The sequence below is a fragment of the Lampropedia cohaerens genome (assembly GCF_001005215.1).
Taxonomy (GTDB): Bacteria; Pseudomonadota; Gammaproteobacteria; order Burkholderiales; family Burkholderiaceae_C; genus Lampropedia; species Lampropedia cohaerens.
Genome location: NZ_LBNQ01000022.1, coordinates 170940 through 189059, shown reverse-complemented (window position 1 = coordinate 189059; position 18120 = coordinate 170940). Strand labels below are relative to the sequence as shown.

16 protein-coding genes, 2 tRNA genes and 2 pseudogenes are annotated in these 18120 nt (G+C 61.5%); 10 read left to right on the top strand and 10 right to left on the bottom strand.

Features of this window, described 5'->3' with window-relative positions:
- Positions 1-424: pseudogene (locus AAV94_RS06985) on the bottom strand (IS5-like element ISPa35 family transposase); the annotation flags it as partial.
- Positions 425-468: 44 nt separating this feature from the next.
- On the opposite strand from AAV94_RS06985, the pseudogene narJ reads away from it, so the two are divergent.
- The 6 genes and pseudogenes from narJ to AAV94_RS06955 form a co-directional block, all read left to right on the top strand.
- Positions 469-939, top strand: a pseudogene (gene narJ / locus AAV94_RS06980) (nitrate reductase molybdenum cofactor assembly chaperone); the annotation flags it as partial.
- A gap of 52 nt (positions 940-991) precedes the next feature.
- Positions 992-1681, top strand: coding sequence for a respiratory nitrate reductase subunit gamma (gene narI, locus AAV94_RS06975; protein ID WP_046741623.1), 690 nt, complete (start codon positions 992-994; stop codon positions 1679-1681).
- 41 nt (positions 1682-1722) lie between these two features.
- Positions 1723-2592 carry a peptidylprolyl isomerase gene (locus AAV94_RS06970; RefSeq protein WP_084824799.1) on the top strand — a complete coding sequence of 290 codons (870 nt, stop codon included), beginning with the start codon at positions 1723-1725 and terminating at the stop codon, positions 2590-2592.
- On the top strand, positions 2589-3584 hold the full coding sequence (gene moaA, locus AAV94_RS06965; RefSeq protein WP_046741621.1) for a GTP 3',8-cyclase MoaA: 996 nt from the start codon (positions 2589-2591) through the stop codon (positions 3582-3584). The genes AAV94_RS06970 and moaA overlap by 4 nt, the downstream gene beginning before the upstream one ends.
- A 49-nt stretch (positions 3585-3633) precedes the next feature.
- Positions 3634-5562: a type IV pili methyl-accepting chemotaxis transducer N-terminal domain-containing protein gene (locus AAV94_RS06960; protein ID WP_046741583.1), complete on the top strand. Its 1929-nt coding sequence runs from the start codon at positions 3634-3636 to the stop codon at positions 5560-5562.
- A 25-nt stretch (positions 5563-5587) separates the two neighbouring features.
- Positions 5588-6256 carry a response regulator gene (locus AAV94_RS06955; protein WP_046741582.1) on the top strand — a complete coding sequence of 223 codons (669 nt, stop codon included), beginning with the start codon at positions 5588-5590 and terminating at the stop codon, positions 6254-6256.
- 177 nt (positions 6257-6433) lie between these two features.
- Here the strand turns inward: AAV94_RS06955 and AAV94_RS06950 are convergent, their stop codons facing one another.
- Positions 6434-7168, bottom strand: coding sequence for a response regulator (locus AAV94_RS06950; RefSeq protein ID WP_046741620.1), 735 nt, complete (start codon positions 7166-7168; stop codon positions 6434-6436).
- A 779-nt stretch (positions 7169-7947) separates the two neighbouring features.
- Here AAV94_RS06950 and AAV94_RS06945 point away from each other — a divergent pair.
- On the top strand, positions 7948-10002 hold the full coding sequence (locus AAV94_RS06945; protein ID WP_231731279.1) for a TonB-dependent receptor: 2055 nt from the start codon (positions 7948-7950) through the stop codon (positions 10000-10002).
- Between the two features lie 99 nt (positions 10003-10101).
- A complete protein-coding gene (locus AAV94_RS06940) occupies positions 10102-10560 on the top strand; it encodes a Fur family transcriptional regulator (RefSeq protein WP_046741581.1) in 459 nt (152 codons plus the stop codon).
- A 162-nt stretch (positions 10561-10722) separates the two neighbouring features.
- Here the strand turns inward: AAV94_RS06940 and AAV94_RS06935 are convergent.
- From AAV94_RS06935 to AAV94_RS06900, 8 genes are all read right to left on the bottom strand, one after another.
- Positions 10723-10800 (bottom strand) — tRNA-Arg (locus AAV94_RS06935).
- A 79-nt stretch (positions 10801-10879) separates the two neighbouring features.
- Positions 10880-10957, bottom strand: a tRNA-Arg gene (locus AAV94_RS06930).
- A 47-nt stretch (positions 10958-11004) separates the two neighbouring features.
- Positions 11005-11673 carry a 3-isopropylmalate dehydratase small subunit gene (leuD, locus tag AAV94_RS06925; protein ID WP_046741580.1) on the bottom strand — a complete coding sequence of 223 codons (669 nt, stop codon included), beginning with the start codon at positions 11671-11673 and terminating at the stop codon, positions 11005-11007.
- 105 nt (positions 11674-11778) lie between these two features.
- Positions 11779-11910 (bottom strand): entericidin A/B family lipoprotein, encoded by a 132-nt coding sequence (locus AAV94_RS06920; protein WP_046741618.1) that lies wholly within the window; start codon positions 11908-11910, stop codon positions 11779-11781.
- A 95-nt stretch (positions 11911-12005) separates the two neighbouring features.
- Positions 12006-13457, bottom strand: coding sequence for a 3-isopropylmalate dehydratase large subunit (gene leuC, locus AAV94_RS06915; protein ID WP_046741579.1), 1452 nt, complete (start codon positions 13455-13457; stop codon positions 12006-12008).
- 48 nt (positions 13458-13505) lie between these two features.
- The gene (locus AAV94_RS06910) at positions 13506-14486 is read right to left on the bottom strand and encodes a LysR family transcriptional regulator (RefSeq protein WP_046741578.1); all 981 of its coding nucleotides are present in this window, start codon (positions 14484-14486) and stop codon (positions 13506-13508) included.
- Between the two features lie 185 nt (positions 14487-14671).
- Positions 14672-15943, bottom strand: coding sequence for a class I SAM-dependent methyltransferase (locus AAV94_RS06905; protein WP_046741577.1), 1272 nt, complete (start codon positions 15941-15943; stop codon positions 14672-14674).
- 589 nt (positions 15944-16532) lie between these two features.
- Complete coding sequence (locus tag AAV94_RS06900) at positions 16533-16880, bottom strand: rhodanese-like domain-containing protein (protein ID WP_046741576.1); 348 nt, start codon at positions 16878-16880, stop codon at positions 16533-16535.
- A gap of 93 nt (positions 16881-16973) precedes the next feature.
- Here AAV94_RS06900 and AAV94_RS06895 point away from each other — a divergent pair, with 93 nt between their 5' ends.
- Both AAV94_RS06895 and coaD read left to right on the top strand, forming a co-directional pair.
- Entirely contained in the window at positions 16974-17513 is a 540-nt protein-coding gene (locus AAV94_RS06895) for a dihydrofolate reductase (protein ID WP_046741575.1), read from the top strand.
- 47 nt (positions 17514-17560) lie between these two features.
- Entirely contained in the window at positions 17561-18055 is a 495-nt protein-coding gene (gene coaD, locus AAV94_RS06890; protein ID WP_046741574.1) for a pantetheine-phosphate adenylyltransferase, read from the top strand.
- The last annotated feature ends 65 nt before the right edge of the window (positions 18056-18120 follow it).

Genomic DNA, 18120 nt, shown 5'->3' with positions numbered 1-18120 from the left:
ATTCCGAGCCATGTTTCTTCGTTTTCCATTCGCCTTCGCCCAGCATCTTCACGCCGGTGCTGTCGACCAGCAGATGCAAGCCACCACGACTGGGGCGATAGGGGATGTTCACGGTCAGCGTTTTCTGGCGGCGGCAGACCGTGCTGTAGTCAGGCACGGGCCCATCCAGGCCCGCCAGATGCATCAGGCTCTGCACGAAACCGATGACTTGGCGCAACGGCAGGCCGAACAGCCCCTTGATGGTCAGGCAGAACTGGATGGCGGCATCGCTGAACGTCGGTGATCGACCGCGACGACCGGTGGGCTGGCCGTGCCATTGCATGTCACGATCCAGCCAGACCGAGAGCGAGCCTCTGGCCTTGAGGGCTGCGTTGTAATCTTTCCAGTTGGTGGTGCGGTATTGGGCGGCAGCGGGCTTGGTCATGGGTGCGCTAGCCTACAGACTCGGGACGTTTGTGCAACAACGCCGATCGCACCCCGGCGCACTCGCTGTATATGTTTGAGCACGTACATGGCGAAAGCCGCGACCGCGGCCAGGCCCTGGTCGATTTGCTGCAGACCTACCAGCAGCGCGGATTCGAGCCGGTTGACAGCGAACTGCCGGACCACGTACCGCTGTTTCTGGAGTTCCTCAGCTTGCTGCCGCAGCAGGAGGCCAACGCACTGCTGGATGACGCCATCCACGTCCTGGCGGCCATCGGTGCGCGGCTGGCACGCAGTGAAAGTCCCTACAGCGCAGTGTTTGCTGTGCTGCGCAGTATGACTAGCGTGGAGCCGCGCGAAATGCAAGCGCCACCGGTGCGCGATATGGATGAGGCCATGGAGACCTTCGGCCCCGGCGCCGATGGCGTGGAGCCATTGCTGCGACCGGCGATGGGCTCGCTGCAGCAGGAGCAGCCGCTGCATTTCCACCCGTATGGCACGGCCCGCCGCGCATGAATTCGCAGCCGCACTATTTACACGCCGCTGCGCCTGCCATCTGGAGTCTCTTATGAATGCCATCCACCAATTCGTCTTTGGAATCTACCCCTATATTGCCCTTGCCATCTTCTTTCTGGGCAGTCTGGCGCGCTTCGAGCGTGAGCAATACACCTGGAAAAGTGACAGTTCCCAATTACTGCGCGCAGGGCAGCTACGGCTGGGCAACATCCTCTTTCACGTCGGGATCCTGGGCATCTTCTTCGGCCATCTCGTCGGGTTGCTCACGCCTGTGGTCGTGTGGGACACCCTCGGCATCACGCATACCCAGAAGCAAATCTTCGCCATGGCCGCTGGTGGCGTGATGGGCTTGATGTGCTTTGTCGGTCTGGTGTTGTTGATCCATCGTCGCCTCAGTGACCCGCGTATCCGGCACAACTCGCACAAGGGCGACTTTCTCGTGCTGGCCTGGCTGATCATCACCCTGTCGCTCGGACTTTCCACCATCTGGGTATCGGCAGGCCATCTCGACGGACACATGATGGTGAAACTGATGCAGTGGGCGCAGCACATCGTGACGCTGCGTGGATTGCAGGCGGCGGCCTTCATTACTGATGCACCATGGCTGTTCAAGGCACACATGTTCATGGGTATGACCTTGTTTGTCATCTTCCCGTTCACCCGCTTGGTGCATGTCTGGAGCGGTTTCGCATCTATCGGCTATGTCGGGCGCGCCTGGCAGCTGGTGCGTCCCCGGCAATGAATGCAGTTGTGCTTAATCAGGAATTTGTCTAAAGGATTGCCATGCCCGTAACCGTCAACGGCGTTGAACTCACCGACGCCGAAATTGAGCAGGAGCTGCCCGCGCATCAAGACAGTGCAGACCCGCTGCGCCAGGCTGTCGTGGCAAGAATTCTGCGCCGTGTGCTGCTGGACGAGGCGCAGCGACTGGGCATTGACACGCGCCAGGAGGATCAAGCCATCGATGCGCTCCTAGCCAGTCAGGCACCGTATCCAACGCCCGATGCGCAGGCATGTCGGCGATTCTATGCGGCCCATCCTGAGCGCTTTACTGTCGGTGCGCTGGTCGAAGCGGACCATATCCTGTTTCAGGTCACGCCTGACGTCAATTTGGCGGCGCTGCGCGGTAAGGCTGAGCAGGTCCTGCAAGAGGCCCTGGCTGACCCCACCCGATTTGCGGATCTGGCCAGGTGCTATTCCAACTGTCCATCCGGACAGTTGGGGGGGAGCTTGGGGCAAATTCGAAGAGGCGATACCGTTGCGGAATTCGAGCGCGCGCTATTTGCCATGGAGGCCGGCAAAGTCCATCCGGCGTTGGTCAACAGCCGACATGGACTGCATATCGTCCGCGTAGTGCGTAGCGTGCCTGGACAACTTCTTCCTTACGAGCGTGTGGCAGACGAAATCGCCACGGTGCTGGATGCCATGGCACGCGATACCGCTTGGCGTCAGTACACGAAGGTACTGGTGGCGCGTGCGCACATCGATGGTATCGATTTGGAAGATCAGGCCGAGCGCGAAAACATCATGGGGGCAAGCCATGCGCCTTCTGTGCCAGTGCCGCACACACCCGATGCGGCAGGCCACAGCCCGGGCAAGGCGCATGCAGGATGCAGCTGCGGTGGCGGATCAGGGCAAGGGGGATGCGCATGAGCGACGGTGTTTCTCCCATGCTGGTGGACAGTTTCGGCCGTCATATCCATTACTTGCGTGTATCCGTCACAGATCGCTGCGATCTGCGATGCAACTACTGCATGCCCAAGGATTTCAAGGGTTTTGAGGAGCCCGCGAACTGGCTAAGCCATGAAGAAATGGTTCGGCTGGTCGGGCTGTTCGTGCAGCTGGGGGTACGCAAGGTACGCCTGACCGGGGGGGAGCCGCTGCTGCGCCGTGGTGTAACCGACTTGGCGGCGGGCATTGCGGCGATGAAGCTGGTGCAGGACCTTTCGGTCTCCACCAACGGCACTACACTGGCGCGCCACGCCGCCGCGCTGAAGGCAGCTGGTGTGACGCGGCTGAACGTTAGCCTCGACACCCTTGATCGGCAGCGTTTTGCAAAGGTTTGTGGACGCGACTGTCTGCCCAAGGTGCTCGACGGATTGCAGGAGGCGCGCCGCGTTGGTCTCATGCCCATCAAGCTCAACTGCGTCGTCACACCCGATATGCAGGAAGCGGAATTGGCACGCATGTTGGCCTATTCGCTGGCCAGCGGCTTCATCCTGCGCCTGATCGAGACCATGCCCATGGGCAGTACGGGCCAGCAGTTCGTCCCAGTCGATCTTTCCCAGAGGGGCGAGCGCATCGCCGAGCGTTTTGGGCTCGTACCAGCGCTGGACTTCGGCGATGGTGGACCAGCGCGCTACTGGTCTGCCGGGGAGGATCGGCCAGCACTGGGGGTGATTACGCCAATGTCACGCCACTTCTGCGCGACGTGCAATCGCGTTCGCCTGACGGTCGATGGCACGCTGCATCTGTGTCTTGGTCAGGAAGACCAGGTGCCGCTGGGACGCATGTTGCGGGATGGCGCCAGTGATGCGGACCTGATGGCTGCCATCCGCGCTGGCATCGCAGCAAAGCCAGAGCGCCACGAGTTTGGCACAGCGCCAACGAAAGTCGTGCGCTTCATGTCGCAAACCGGTGGTTGAGGCAGGCTGCGCGTGTGCGTTGCATGAAATGGATATACATTGCAAATCCATGGAGAGCTTTGACCCCACGCTGTTTCCACCCTGGCGCAAGCGTATTTCCACCCGCATAGTGGCCAGTTCCGTGGTCGCGCTGCTTGTGGTGCTGGGCATGATTGGCTTGACGCTATGGTTGTCCTGGCGGCTGGAAGGCGCGGGTGCGGCCATCAACGACACTGGCAGCCTGCGCATGCGCTCCTACCGGATTGCCGTGGAGTTGGCCAGCGACGCGCCCAATCGCGAGGAACGCGTGATGCAGCAGTTCGAACACGTGTTCCAGACGCTGACCCTGCTGCGCCGCGGTGACGCGCAGCGTCCTCTGTTGCTGCCCGACGACGCGCAGATCCGGGCGCAGCTTGATGCCGTCAGCGAGTATTGGCAGGAAGTGGCCTATCCCCTTGCGCGCATGGGCCTCGAAACTGGGGACACGCAGGCCTATTTGGCCAGTCTGCGCGAGCTAGTCGCCCGCGCCGACCAGTTGGTGCAGATGATCGAGCATGACAACGCTGGCAAAACCACTGCCTTGCGCCTGGCACAGGGTGGGCTGGCAGTACTGGCCGTGGTGGGTACATTGGCCATGATTTGCCTGCTGTATCTGTGGATCATCGTGCCCGTGCTTAGGCTCAGTCAGGGCCTCAGACGCATGGCAGCGCATGAGTTCGACCAGCGACTGCCGGTGGAGACTCAAGACGAGTTTGGTGTCCTGGCGGCAGGCTTCAACCAGATGGCTCGGGAGCTGCAGGGCCTGTACGGCGCACTGGAGCAGCGAGTGGCCGAAAAGACCAGCCAGCTGGCGGCGCAGAACCACGAGATCGCCTCGTTGTACGAGATGGCGGCATTTCTCAATCAGCCCGGCGATATCGAGGCCATGTGTGAAGGTTTCCTGCAGCGGGTCACGCGCCAGTTTGGTGCCGCCGGCGCCAGCATTCGAACGCTGGACGTGGCCCGGCAGCAAGTCAGCCTGGTGGCATCGGTGGGTCTGTCCCCGGCGCTGCTGCACGCCGAGCATTGCATGCCTGCCAACGACTGTCATTGCGGCGAAGCCACGTTAGGACCGGAGGTGATCGTCATTCGAGACGTTACCCAAACGGGTGATGCGTCACGATCACTGCCATGCGCACGCGAGGGGTTTGCGACGGTGGCAGTATTTCGCATTGTCTCTGGAGAGTCGGTGCTTGGCTCCTTTTCGCTGCACTTTCACAGACAACGGGTGATGAGCGACTCGAGCCGCCAGCTGCTGGAATCGCTTGGGCAGTTGCTGGGCGTTGCGCTGGAGAACCGTCGCCTGGCAGCGCAGGCGCGCGAGTTGGCGGTCGTACAGGAGCGGGGCCTGGTGGCGCAAGGCCTGCATGACAGTCTGGCCCAGGGACTGAATTTCCTGAACCTGCAGCTGCAGCTGATGGAAGATGCCATGCGCCGCGGCGACATTGCGGAAGTGCGGGAGATTTTGCCGCTGCTGCGCACCGGTGTTGACGAGAGCTACCAGGACGTACGCGAACTGCTGACGAACTTTCGCAGCAAGCTCGAACAGGGTGATCTGGGCGCGGCCATCGAGCAGACGGTGCAGCGCTTCCGGCGCCAGACCGGGCTGCAGACGGCGCTGGATATCCAGCACGCAGCCGGCGCGCCGCTGGCGCTCGAGCAGCAGCTGCAGGTGCTGTTCATCCTACAGGAAGCGCTGTCCAATATTCGCAAGCATGCCGAGGCATCCCACGTGAAAGTGCGCGTGGAAAACGCGCAGGATTTCACACTCTCTGTGGAAGACGACGGTCGGGGCTACGACCCTCAGGAGGTTGCCGACCGTGGCGAAGGCCATGTAGGCTTGCACATCATGCGCGAGCGCGCGGCCCGCATGAACGCGACAATCCATCTGGACAGCGCTCCCGGGCAAGGCACACGCGTGTCGCTCCTGCTGCCCGCCCGTGAGCGCTTGCCCGCATGACAGTTATTTCAGAACAAAATATCCCATGATCCGCATCCTCCTGGTCGATGACCACACCTTGTTCCGCTCTGGCCTGCAGCTGCTTCTGAGGCGCCAGCCGGATTTCGAGGTCGTCGGTGAGGCTGCCGATGGTGTCGAGGGGCTCAAGCGGGCGCGCGAGCTGCGCCCGGATGTCATTCTGTTGGATCTGAACATGCCCGGCCTCAGCGGCCTGGAGGTGCTGCAGGTACTCAGCCAGGACTTGCCAGACTGTGCGGTGCTGGTGCTCACCGTCTCGGAGGAGGGCGATGAACTGGCGCAGGCGCTGCGCAACGGTGCACGCGGTTACCTGGTCAAGAACATCCACGCGGAGGCATTGGTATCGAGCATCCGCAAGGTTGTCGCTGGCGAGCCCGTGATCGATCCGGGCATGACTGCCAAGCTGATTGCGCAGTTCCGCAGCCAGGCACCTGTGCCGGATCACGCCGCAGCGCCCGAGACCGCACGCAGCACACTCACGGCCCGCGAGCAGGATGTGGTGCGCCTGCTGGCGCGAGGGGCCAGCAACAAGGTCATTGCCAGGGAGTTGGATGTGACCGAAAGTACCGTGAAAATTCACGTGCAGAACGTGCTCAAGAAACTCAACCTTAACAGTCGAGTCCAGGTTGCCGTCTACGCAGTCGAACACGGTCTGGCTCCGCGCAGCGAGGAGTAGCCATTCTGCCTGCGTGCTTATCAATGCCGTACAGTCGGGCAGAAGTACCTTGGCAAAGGCGGCCGACGATGAACCGCGTGTGACCGCGCTACGGTGCTCAATAGCGACAGCAATTCTGCTTAACGATATGGTCCGCGGTGTTAACAGGAGTGGGACGCCGCACACCGAAAAAGACGCTCAAGGCGGGCTGTCTGTCGGCTGCTGTGTGGTCGCAGCAAGCCGCCAGCCGATGCCATGTACCGTTTCGATGCCGTCGTAGCCGTGCGCCTGCAAGGCCTTGCGCAACAGGTGCAACTGGCTGCGCAAGGCATCGCCCGAAGGGGGCTCGCCATGCCAGAGGATGTCCTCCAGCTTCTCGCGCGGCACGACCCGCCCACCGTAGCGCATCAGCCACTCCAGCACCAGCAGACTCTTGCGCGTGAGCCTGACTTCCTTGCCGTGCACCGTAACCTGCCGATGGCTGAGCGACATTTCCAGCGGGCCGTGGCGCAGCACAAACATACTTTCTGACAGCTGTTTGGAGCGGCGGATCAGCGCGCGCACGCGCAGCACCAACTCTTCCAGCGCAAAGGGCTTTGTCAGGTAGTCATCCGCACCGAAGCTGAAACCGGCGATCTTGTCCTCCAGCGCGGTGCGGGCGGTCAGCACCAGCACGGGGGTGGACAGCTGGAGTTGCTCGCGTAGATGCTTGATTACTTGATGGCCGTCGCCGTCGGGTAGGCCGATGTCAAGCACCACCAGATCGTAGTGCTCCTTCTGAAGAAAGTAGCGCGCTGCCGCGACGTTGCGGGCAATGTCCGCCACCATGCCCTCGCTTTCAAGCGTGAGCAGCAGATTTTCCGCAATGGCGCGCTCATCCTCCACGATCAGGATCGTGTGGGACAGGGCAGTCGTGCCGGAGGATTGGTTCATGGGCTGCATAGCCAGCCGCGATCACGTGGGGCAGTGCGACGCACAAGCCATGCTTGCTGCCGTGGCCATGGCCTAGCCAGAAATGCATGACAGCATCTGCCGTGGCAACGCATTGCCTGATAAGGCAAGCCCGTTTCGCGCCGCACCATGATGCCCAGCACGGGCGCATGACGCGGGAGATCATCAGATGCTGGTGCGGCGATCATGCAGGCGATGGAACGCGAAGTAAATGAGAGGCAATCAGGGTAGCAGCCGCCTCGTGAAATAAATGTGAAAACAATAAATCCTCGTATTCCAGCCGTGTTTATCACGTCATCTTCTGATATCCCGCCGGAAATTCCACGCAGATTTCACGAAGCCGTCGATAGTCTTAACGAGATCGCATCTCATTCTTGAGTTTAGTTGTTTTTCTATCGATGGTGTGGCGCTGGGCGACACGGCCAGTTCACTACATGCCTACGGCAGATGGCGTCGTAGTCGGTAACCGGTTACGACGCGCTCAGCGTATCGGAAATCGGTGTGCTTGTATCGGAGAGGCAACGGCCAAGCGTTCGGGGTGCGAAAGCGTTTCTTTCTTCAACCAGGAGTTCACGACCCATGTCATCCCGTCCAACACCAGCGCCTGAAGCCAGCCAGTCCTTGCTGCCGATGGAGTGTTTCCAGTCTGCATTTGCCAGCTCGCCCGCCCAGGCAGGGATGGCCCGCTGGGCGTCGCGGCGGTCGGCGCAGGCCTTTCGTGTGCGCCAGCGCTTGCGCAGCAGGTGCAGCAGCTGGAGGAGGTGACGGTTACGGCCCCTGCCGCCAGCTACCAGGCACCGGTGGCAGCGCAAAGTCCCAAGTTCACCGCGCCACTGCTGGAGACGCCGCGTTCGGTGACCATCATCACCGAGGAGCTCATGCGCGACCGTGGCGCTACGTCGCTGCAGGACGTGCTGCGTACCACGCCCGGCATTACGCTGGGTTCGGGAGAAGGCGGCACGCCGACCGGAGATCGGCCCTTTGTGCGAGGCTACGAAGCGAGCACCGACATCTTCATCGATGGCGTGCGTGACTACGCGCGCGGCTCGCACGAGACCTTCAACCTGGAGTCCGTCGAGGTCATCAAGGGCCCGAGCTCCGCCTATACCGGACGGGGTGGCACGGGCGGCAGCATCAACCTGACTACCAAGACACCCAAGGCGCATCGCTTCGTGGAGGCGACCGCTGGCGCAGGCAATGCCGGGCAGTGGCGCACCACTGCGGATGTGAACCTCCCCATCAGCGAGACGATCGCTGCGCGTTTGAACGTGATGCGCATGGGCGGCGAGGTGCCCGGCCGAGGCGGCATTGGCGTGGATCGTTTTGGTGTTGCGCCTTCCATCGCGTTTGGCCTGGGAACGCCGACCCGGGCAACGCTGTCGTATTCGCACGTGGAAAACAATGACTTCCCGGATTGGGGCATCCCGTTCAGAAATGCCGCCAATCCTGACCGAAACCGGCCGCCTGTCGTGGACCGCGAGAACGTCTACGGCCGATTGAATGCGGACTTCCGTGAAAACACCATCAAGACCGGCACTGTCAAGCTGGAACACGACTTCTCGCCGGATTTGACGGTTCGCAACATCACCCGCCACTCCGACAGCCTGAATCACTATCTGATGACGCGGCCGACCTTCGACAATTGCGCGGCCAATGCAGGCCCACCCTGCGCGGATGAAGGGCCCGACGTGCAGTTCCGCAGGGACGACCGCATGCGCTGGCGCTCTGCCAAATCACTGATCAACCAGACCGACTTGTACGGCACGGTGCAGATCGGCGGACTAAAGCACTCCTTCAGCACCGGATTCGAGTTTAGCCGCGAGAATATTTACAGCCGATCCATGAGCGGTGGTCCGGGGCGGGAACATGATTCACTGTATAACCCGAATCCGCACAAGCATTACGACTTCAACATTACGTACGGCGACAAGGAAAAGGATGGAAGCATCCGTACCAAATCGCTCTACTTGATGGATACGATTGAACTAAATGAGCAGTTCTCGGTTAACGCGGGACTGCGGCGCGAAATATTCGAGGTGTCCAACCAGACGGCCAGCCGGAAAGACAGCTTCTGGAATTACCAGCTCGGACTGGTCTACAAACCGGTGCCTTACGGCAGCATTTACCTTTCGTATGCCACATCGTCCAACCCTGCAGGGGAGAACTTGGGGCAAGGCGGTGGTGCTGATGGCGTTGCAGGTGGTGCGCAGATCCGTGACGTGAAGCCGGAGAAGAGCCGTAGCTGGGAGCTGGGCACCAAGTGGGACGTACTTCATCAGCGGCTCTCCCTCACAGCAGCTGTATTCGAGACAGAAAAGACCGACGCGCGCTCCACCGACCCTGTTTCCGGTGACGTCACCTTGGGCGGCAACAATCGTGTTCGGGGCGCAGAACTGGGGGTGGCCGGATCGATCACGCCGGCCTGGAGCATCTGGGCGGGCTACTCCTATCTGGACCCCAAGATCATCCGTTACCGCAGCGGCAATAACGTGTTCGACGGCAATCAAATCAAGTTCGTTGCCAAGCAGAATGCGAGTGTATGGTCAACCTACGAAATCCTGCCCGGGCTGACGCTGGGCGGTGGCGCCACCTACGTTGGCGAGCGGTACGCCGATGATGCCAACCGCCTGGTCTTGCCCAGCCACGTGCGGTGGGATGCAATGGCGCGTTACGACATCAATCCGGCGTGGTCGGTGCAGTTCAATGTGAATAACATCACCGATACGCGTATGTACGAAGCCTCGCACGTCGGCATCTTCGCCAACGTCGGGCCGGGCCGCTCCTACATGCTCAACGCGACCTATCGCTTCGAGTGATGAATCACCCCACCGCGTGGCCATCACTCCATGCGGTGGGGCAGGGCTGGATGTCGCTGACATTGCGGCAACATCGGCCCGTTACTAGGACTGTGCACGATGCTGACCGATATAACCACTGACAATGTCACGTTGCTGCGAGGCGTCGGCCTCAAGGCGACCGTGCCGCGCCTGCGCGTGCTTGAGGTCCTGCAGTCCAAAAGCTGTGGGATAGATGTGCACCAGATTTATCTGGAGTTGCTGGAAAGCGACCGCGGAGCCAATCTGAGCACGGTATATGCCGTGCTCAAGCAGTTGACGGCCTGCGGTCTTGTTGATGTGCACTGGAGTGCGAACAGGAAGGCGCTGTATGTGCTCAGGAGTACCGGCAATCACGCTGCCATTGCCACCTGCGTCAGTTGCGGACAATCCATGGAGTTGCCTGGCGATGAATTGGAGGAGTATGTAAGGATGCTGGTTGCCAGGCAGGGCGGGCAGTTTCGGGCATTCAGCGTGGATGTGCAGGTAGTGTGCGCCGCGTGCCTGCAGCACGCAGGTGCATTGGGCAAAAGCGCCTGACAGGCAAACCCTTGCGCCAAGGCGCGCGCCGGCAGCGGGATAACCTGATCTCTCATTCAAGAGAAGGTTTCGACGCACCACTGCCCGGTACGCCTGACGTGAAAGCCGCAACCCTGCCAAAGAAAAAGCCTGCCAGACATTGCTGTCTGGCAGGCTTTTCAATGGTGCGGCTGGCAGGATTCGAACCCACGACCCCTTGGTTCGTAGCCAAGTACTCTAATCCAACTGAGCTACAGCCGCATAAGGTAAGAAGCCAAAACAAGGCTTCTGAAAGAGCGATTGAAAAAGCCTACTTGCGATCAAGCAGGCCTTGTGCATATGGTGCGGCTGGCAGGATTCGAACCCACGACCCCTTGGTTCGTAGCCAAGTACTCTAATCCAACTGAGCTACAGCCGCTGAAAGATCGAATTCTAGCACGAAAAAAACGCGTGCTTTGTGAAAGTTCACACAGGCGCTTTGTCCACGCCCATGGTGTGCGCCAGCCAGGGCTTGGCGGTCAGCCGTGCTGCCTCAAAGGCTCGGATCTTGTCGGCGTGGCGCAGCGTCAGGCCGATGTCGTCCAGGCCGTTGAGCAGGCAGTATTTGCGAAACGGCACGATGTCGAACGGCAATTCCTCACCCTGCGGACGCACGATGACCTGGCGCTCCAGATCAATGGTCAGCTCATAGCCGGGAAAGGCATAGACCTCGTTGAAGAGCTGGTCCACCACCGCCTCGGGCTGGATGATGGGCAGCAGGCCGTTCTTGAAGCTGTTGTTGAAGAAGATGTCCGCGTAGCTGGGCGCGATGATGGCCCGGAAACCGTACTGGTCCAGTGCCCATGGCGCATGCTCGCGCGAGGAGCCGCAGCCGAAGTTCTGGCGGGTCAGCAGGATGGATGCCCCCTTGTAGCGCGGCTGGTTGAGCACGAAGTCGGGATTGGGCTTGCGCTCGGATTCGGGTACGCCGGGTTTGCCCGGCTGATCCAGATAGCGCCATTCGTCGAACAGGTTCGGGCCAAAGCCGGTTTTCCTGATCGATTTGAGAAACTGCTTGGGGATGATGGCGTCGGTGTCGACGTTCTCACGATCGAGCGGAGCGACCAAACCTTTGTGAACGGTGAACTTTTGCATGGCTGGAGCTTGATAAACCGGCCGCAGCGGCGCTGCGGCCTGGCAGGTGGACCGGTGGTGGTGACGCCGGCCTCCAAATAGAGTCGTCGAGGTTGGCCGAGGGCGTTACTTGGCAGCCTTCTCGATGGCCTTGCCACCTTCCTGCACATCCTGACCAACGCCTTGGACGGTGTTGCAGCCTGTCAGTGCGACGAGGGCGATGAAGGAAGCGAGCAAGCCGAATACGAGTTTTTTCATGTAAATACTCCCAAAAAGGAATGAAGAGTCGATTGCCTCTGCGCGCTGCCTGAGAAGCAGCGCCCATTGCGCAGCAACATACACGTTTTCCTGCATCAGGAAAAGCGGCGCACGTCCACAAAATGTCCATGGATGGCAGCGGCAGCCGCCATGGCCGGGCTGACCAGATGGGTGCGCCCACCTGCACCTTGGCGGCCTTCGAAGTTACGGTTGCTGGTGGAGGCGCAGCGCTCGCCGGGGTCGAGCCGGTCGGCGTTCATGGCCAGGCACATCGAGCAACCAGGCTCGCGCCACTCGAAGCCTGCGGCGGTGAAGATCTTGTCCAGCCCTTCGCGCTCGGCCTGCTCGCGCACAAGCCCGGAGCCGGGAACGACCATGGCCAGTCTGACATTGCTGGCGACCTTTTGGCCCAGCTTTTTGACCATGGCAGCCGCCTCGCGCATGTCTTCGATGCGGCTGTTGGTGCACGAGCCGATGAACACCTTGTCGACATGGATGTCCGTCAGCGGCTTGCCTGGCTCCAGGTTCATGTAGGTCAGTGCCCGCTCCATGGCGCTGCGCTTGACCGCATCGCGCTCCTTGTCCGGATCGGGTACGCGCGCGTCGATGCCGAGTACCATCTCCGGCGAGGTGCCCCAGGTAACCTGCGGCACGATCTGCGTGGCGTCGAGCTCGACGACCTTGTCGAACACCGCATCCGGATCCGAGTGCAGGGTGCGCCAGTAGGCCACGGCCTGTTCCCACTCAGGGCCACCGACGAAACGGCCGGTCTTGGCATCAAAGCCCGGTGCCAGCGGCTTGCCCTTGAGGTATTCGATGGTCTTGTCGTCCACCGCCATCAGTCCGGCCCGCGCGCCGGCTTCAATGGCCATGTTGCAGACTGTCATGCGCCCCTCCATGGACAGCGCGCGAATTGCCGAGCCAGCGAACTCAATGGTATAGCCGGTGCCGCCGGCGGTACCAATCCTGCCGATGATGGCCAGCACGATGTCCTTGGCGGTCACGCCCGGGGCCACGTTACCTTCCACGCGAATGAGCATGTTCCTGGCCTTCTTGGCCAACAGAGTCTGCGTGGCCATGACGTGCTCGACCTCGCTGGTGCCGATGCCATGGGCCAGCGCGCCGAAGGCGCCGTGGGTGGAGGTGTGACTGTCGCCGCACACCACGGTCATGCCGGGCAGGGTGGCGCCATTTTCCGGGCCGATGACGTGCACGATGCCCTGACGCCGACTCATGAAGGGAAAGAAGGCGGCGGCGCCAAACTCATTGATGTTGCTGTTGAGCGTGAGGATCTGCTCCTTGCTGATGGGATCGTCGATGCCCTCGTAGCCGCGTTCCCAGCCGGTGGTCGGGGTGTTGTGGTCGGCTGTGGCAACGATGGAGGAAACGCGCCAGACCTTGCGCCCGGCCTCGCGCAGCCCTTCGAAGGCCTGCGGGCTGGTGACTTCATGCACCAGATGGCGGTCAATGTAGAGGACGGCAGTGCCGTCTTCCTCGGTATGGACGACGTGTTCGTCGAAGATCTTGTCGTAGAGGGTTTTGCTCATGGGGATTCTCGTTATGCAAGCGCGGTGGGGCGGGTGACGGATAGGCTGTTATTCGATCTGTACGGGGGAATGCCGGGGTATCAGGGGTGGCAGCGGCTGTGCCGCCTGCGCGGCAAGGTGACTGGCCAGCAGGCGCGAGGCGGTGGGCAGCGCGTCGAAATCACGGGCAATGATCCAGGACTGGCGCCGGGCCCACGCATCGGCAAGTGGAAGCGCAGTGAGACGCCCAAGCCCCTGCATCAGCGCAAAGGCGCGGTCGGGCATGACGCCAATACCAAGACCGTTGTCGATCATGCGGCACATCGTATCCAGCCCGCTGACTTCGATGCGCTGGCGCAGACTCCTGCCGGCAGCGGCCGCTGCCTGGCGCATCAGCAGGCCGATGCTGCTGGCACTGTGCAGGCCGACGAACTCATAGTCCAGTGCCTGCGCGAAGTCCAGCGCGGGCGCTGGGCTTGACGCTGCCTGCAGCAGGGCATGGCCGCGCGGCAGCACCAGTACCAGGTGATCCTGCCGGTATGGCCTGGCCTCGACCATGGCCGGCATGGCGCCGGGCGTATAGCAAATGCCAAGTTCCACGGAGCCTTCCTGCACGGCCGCCAGCGTCTGGCTGCTCATGCGCTCCTGCAGATCGAGCTTGATGGCGGGATTCTCCGCGGCGAAACGACTCAGGTCTTCCGGCAGGAACTGGACAATGGCCGAGAGGTTCGCCAGCACGCGTACGTGGCCGCGCACGCCTTCGGCGTATTCCTGAAGGTCTGCATGCAGCCGGTCGATGTCCGCCAGAATGCTGCGGGTATGCTGCAGCAGGTTTTCGCCTGCAGGTGTGGGCCGCACGCCCCGGCTGTGGCGCTCCAGCAAGGTCAGGCCCAGCTCCGATTCGAGATCCGACAGACGCTTGCTCACGGCGGATGCGGCGATAAAGGCGCGTTCGGCGGCCTGCGCGATGCTGCCAGTTTCGCACACGGTTGCGAACAGTTGCAGCGTGGTCAGGCTCAGGTTGCGGGTAAGGCGCGCCGATTCATGCATGGGTGAGAAGATAATTCTTGTTTTTCGATGACTGCAGGCATTTTATCGGCCTATTCTTTCTTGCTGTTCTTGTTTTGCGATGGCTAATGTCATGTTTTGCGAATGCGCGCGCCAGCGGCACAAGGGAGCAGCCTTGCGTCATCGATGCCCGTGGCACGGCGCCCATGTTCGCCGTGCCACGCGCTTCACTTCGCTGTGGAGCGGTAGATGTAATCGCGCGTAAACGGGTAGCAGCTTTGCGCGCCGGGCAGGGTGCCGGTTTCGATCTTGCCGTCCGGATGACTGAGCAGGAGCTGATAGATGGACACCCAGCGCTGCTCGAACGCCACCGCACAGCCTGCCAGATAAAGCCGCCAGGCGCGCAAGATCATGCCTGCGCGTGCGTCGTCATGGCCCTGCGCACGCAGCATCTGCAGTGCGGTGTCGAGTTGGCCTTCCAGTGCATCCGACCAGGCCCACAGGGTTTTGGCGTAGTGCGGGCGCAGGCTTTCCGCATCAAGCAGCTCTAGGCCGGATTCACTGGCAATCTGCGCTGCCATGCTGACGTGCATCAGCTCACCGCCGGGAAAGATGAAGCGCGCGATGAAGTCGCCCAGGCCGCCGCTGACCTGGCTGTTCTTGGTGCCGCCTGCGGTGATGCCGTGGTTGAGTAGCAGGCCGCCGGGCACCAGCAGTTTGCGCAGGTGATCGAAGTAATGCGGCATGTTGACCACGCCCACGTGCTCGAACATGCCCACGGAGGAGATCTTGTCGAATGGCTGATCCAGCGGCAGATCGCGGTAATCCATCAGGTCCATGCGCACGCGCTCTTGCAGGCCCTTTTCCTCGATCAGCCGATTGACATAAGCGTGCTGGTTGTGCGAGAGCGTGATGCCCTGAGCCTGCACGTCGTAATGCTCGGCCGCCCACAGCAGCAACCCGCCCCAGCCAGCGCCGACGTCGAGAAAACGCTCACCGGGCTTGAGCATCAGCTTGCGGCAGATCAGATCAAGCTTGGCTTCCTGCGCCTGGGCGAGTGTGGCATCGGGCCGGTCGAAGTAGGCGCAGGAATAGACCCTGCGCGGGTCGAGCCATAACCCGTAGAAGTCATCGCCGATGTCGTAGTGGAACTGAATCTGGCTGGCATCCTTCTCACGGGTGTGGCGAAAGGCCGAGACGGCACGTTGCCAGCCTTGACTCCAGAAGCTGCTGCGCTGCTGAATGGGTGCATCGGGCAACAGGCCAACGACAGCGGCCATCACGTCGCGCATGGTGCCCTCCAGGTCGGCGTTGCCCTCGACCACGGCCTCGCCAATGGCGCCGACCTGCCCCGTGGCAAGCCAGCCAATCTGGCGCGCATTTTTCAGTCGCAGCGTGACCTGTGGATTCGATGAGCCGGCTCGCTTGCCATCCGGCAGCTCGACGGCCACGCGCACGGGCAGATCACGCAGACGTTGTTCGATTTTGGCTTCCCACATGAACTCTCCTCCTGAACGTTTGGAATTTGTCGCGCCATTGCCGCACAGGCAGCAAACAGCGTCGACGCCATTCACGGGTGAAGGAAACGCAGCATGTCACAAGCGCGTCGGGGCAGCGCGCGGCATGGCATGTATGCCATGGCAGGCAGTCTCGGGACTTGCGCGAAACAGCGTTCCCAGAAAGCACAGCGGAGTGTCAAATAGCAATGCGCCAATGGCCTTGTTGAGCACTCCACACCGGTGCGGTCCGTAAGAAAGAACCTGTTGATGATCTTTTCACGCATCTTCGCCTGACTGCCGTTGGGGGTGCGCCGCCCACGGCGCGCTGCAGCATTGCAAATCCTTGCCGGGCACCCAGCTCCGCTTGCGGTTTGCGCCTTGGAACGCATCCCGCGGCGGGTCAACGCGGCGCATGAAAAGATCGTCAACAGGTTCTAGGCAAATTCCTGACACACGTACCCGATCGCGCAAGCAGAACGCGGGAGCTGTGCTAAGGTTTTTTACAGACAATCCCTGACAAAATGATTATAGGGATTGCCTCTGAAAATTGCAGAGCCGGTTGGGGGGAGCTCGGAGCCTGAATATGCCGTCAGTATCTGGCGATGCTGGGGTCGACGCTGGTCGACCAGGCATCAATGCCACCCGTGACGTTGGCCAGGTGCTCGAAGCCATTGGCGAGTAGGAACTGCGCCACGCTCTGGCTGCGCATGCCGTGGTGGCACAGCAGTGCGGTGGGCCGGTCTGGATCAAGCTGATTCAGCGCAGCCGGGATGTCGCCCATGGACAGTTGCAGCAGCTCGAAAGCAGCATCGGGCTTGACGCTTGCCAGGGTCCATTCCCAGGGCTCGCGTACGTCGATCAGCAGAGGGCGGCTATCACCAGTCTGGTTTTTCGCAACCCAATCCGGGAATCCGGCAGGAGTAATCTGTTCAATCATCTGGTGCAGGTCAATCAGAGGGGCCGCCAGAACGCGGCATGGACATAGTATGCTTGCAGACTTTCGGGACTACAGGCAACGATGGCATTGTCCATGAGCGCGCATTCTTTACCGCATATCGCCCTGATCGCGGCAGTGGCTGCCAACGGCGTGATGGGACGTGACGGCGGCATGCCGTGGCATCTGCCGGCGGACTTTCGCTATTTCAAGCAAAAGACCATGGGGCACCGCATTATCATGGGCCGTCGCACCTGGCAGTCGCTGCCGGGGCTATTGCCGGGGCGCGAGCATGTGGTGGTTTCGTCGCAGCCGCTGCAGCTGCCGCCGGGCGTGCGGCTGGCATGCAGCCTGCAGCAGGCCTTGCAGCTGCCGCTGCCCGGCGACATGGTGCAGGATCGGGTCTTTGTCATCGGAGGGGCCCAGATCTATGCGCAGGCGCTTGACCTGGCCGACAGCCTATACCTTACGGAAATCGATGCGGCGGTGGAGGGGGACACCTTCTTTCCACCTTGGGATCGCAGTGCATTCGTCGAAGTCTCGCGCGAGAGCCAGCAGGTGCCGATCGCATCGGCCGATCCCAGTGGGGCACCCGTTCCGTTTGCCTTTGTGCATTACCGGCGCAGAGATCGCTGACCTTTCATCGCAGACAAGCTGCAGGAGAATTTTGCGTGCACACCGCAATGCTGGCCGTGTTCCCAGGTACGTTCGATCCCATCACGCGCGGGCATGAGGAGCTGATTCGCCGCACTGCCCGGCTGTTTGACCAGTTGGTGGTGGCCGTGGCGGCTGGGCACCACAAGCGGACCATGTTCACCTTGCCAGAGCGCATGGAGATGGCGCGCGAAGTGCTGGCGGACCTGCCCAACGTGACGGTGCACAGCTTTTCGGGGTTGATGCGTGACTTCATCGTCGACATCGGCGCGCAGGTGATGGTGCGCGGCGTGCGCGGCGTTACCGACTTTGACTACGAAGTCCAGCTCGCCGGCATGAACCGCAAACTGATGCCCGATGTCGAGACCATTTTCATGACCCCGGCCGAACAGTACCAGTACGTCAGCTCGACGCATGTGCGGGAGATTGCCACACTGGGTGCGCCCGGGGAGGTGGGCCAGTTCGTGCATCCTATCGTGCTTGACCGGCTCACTGCCCGCGTTGCCGAGCGTGCCGTGGACTAGGCAATGCATTGCCGTCAGCCCTGCGCTGACGCCGTTGTGACATGCGCGTGCGGACATGCTGCCGC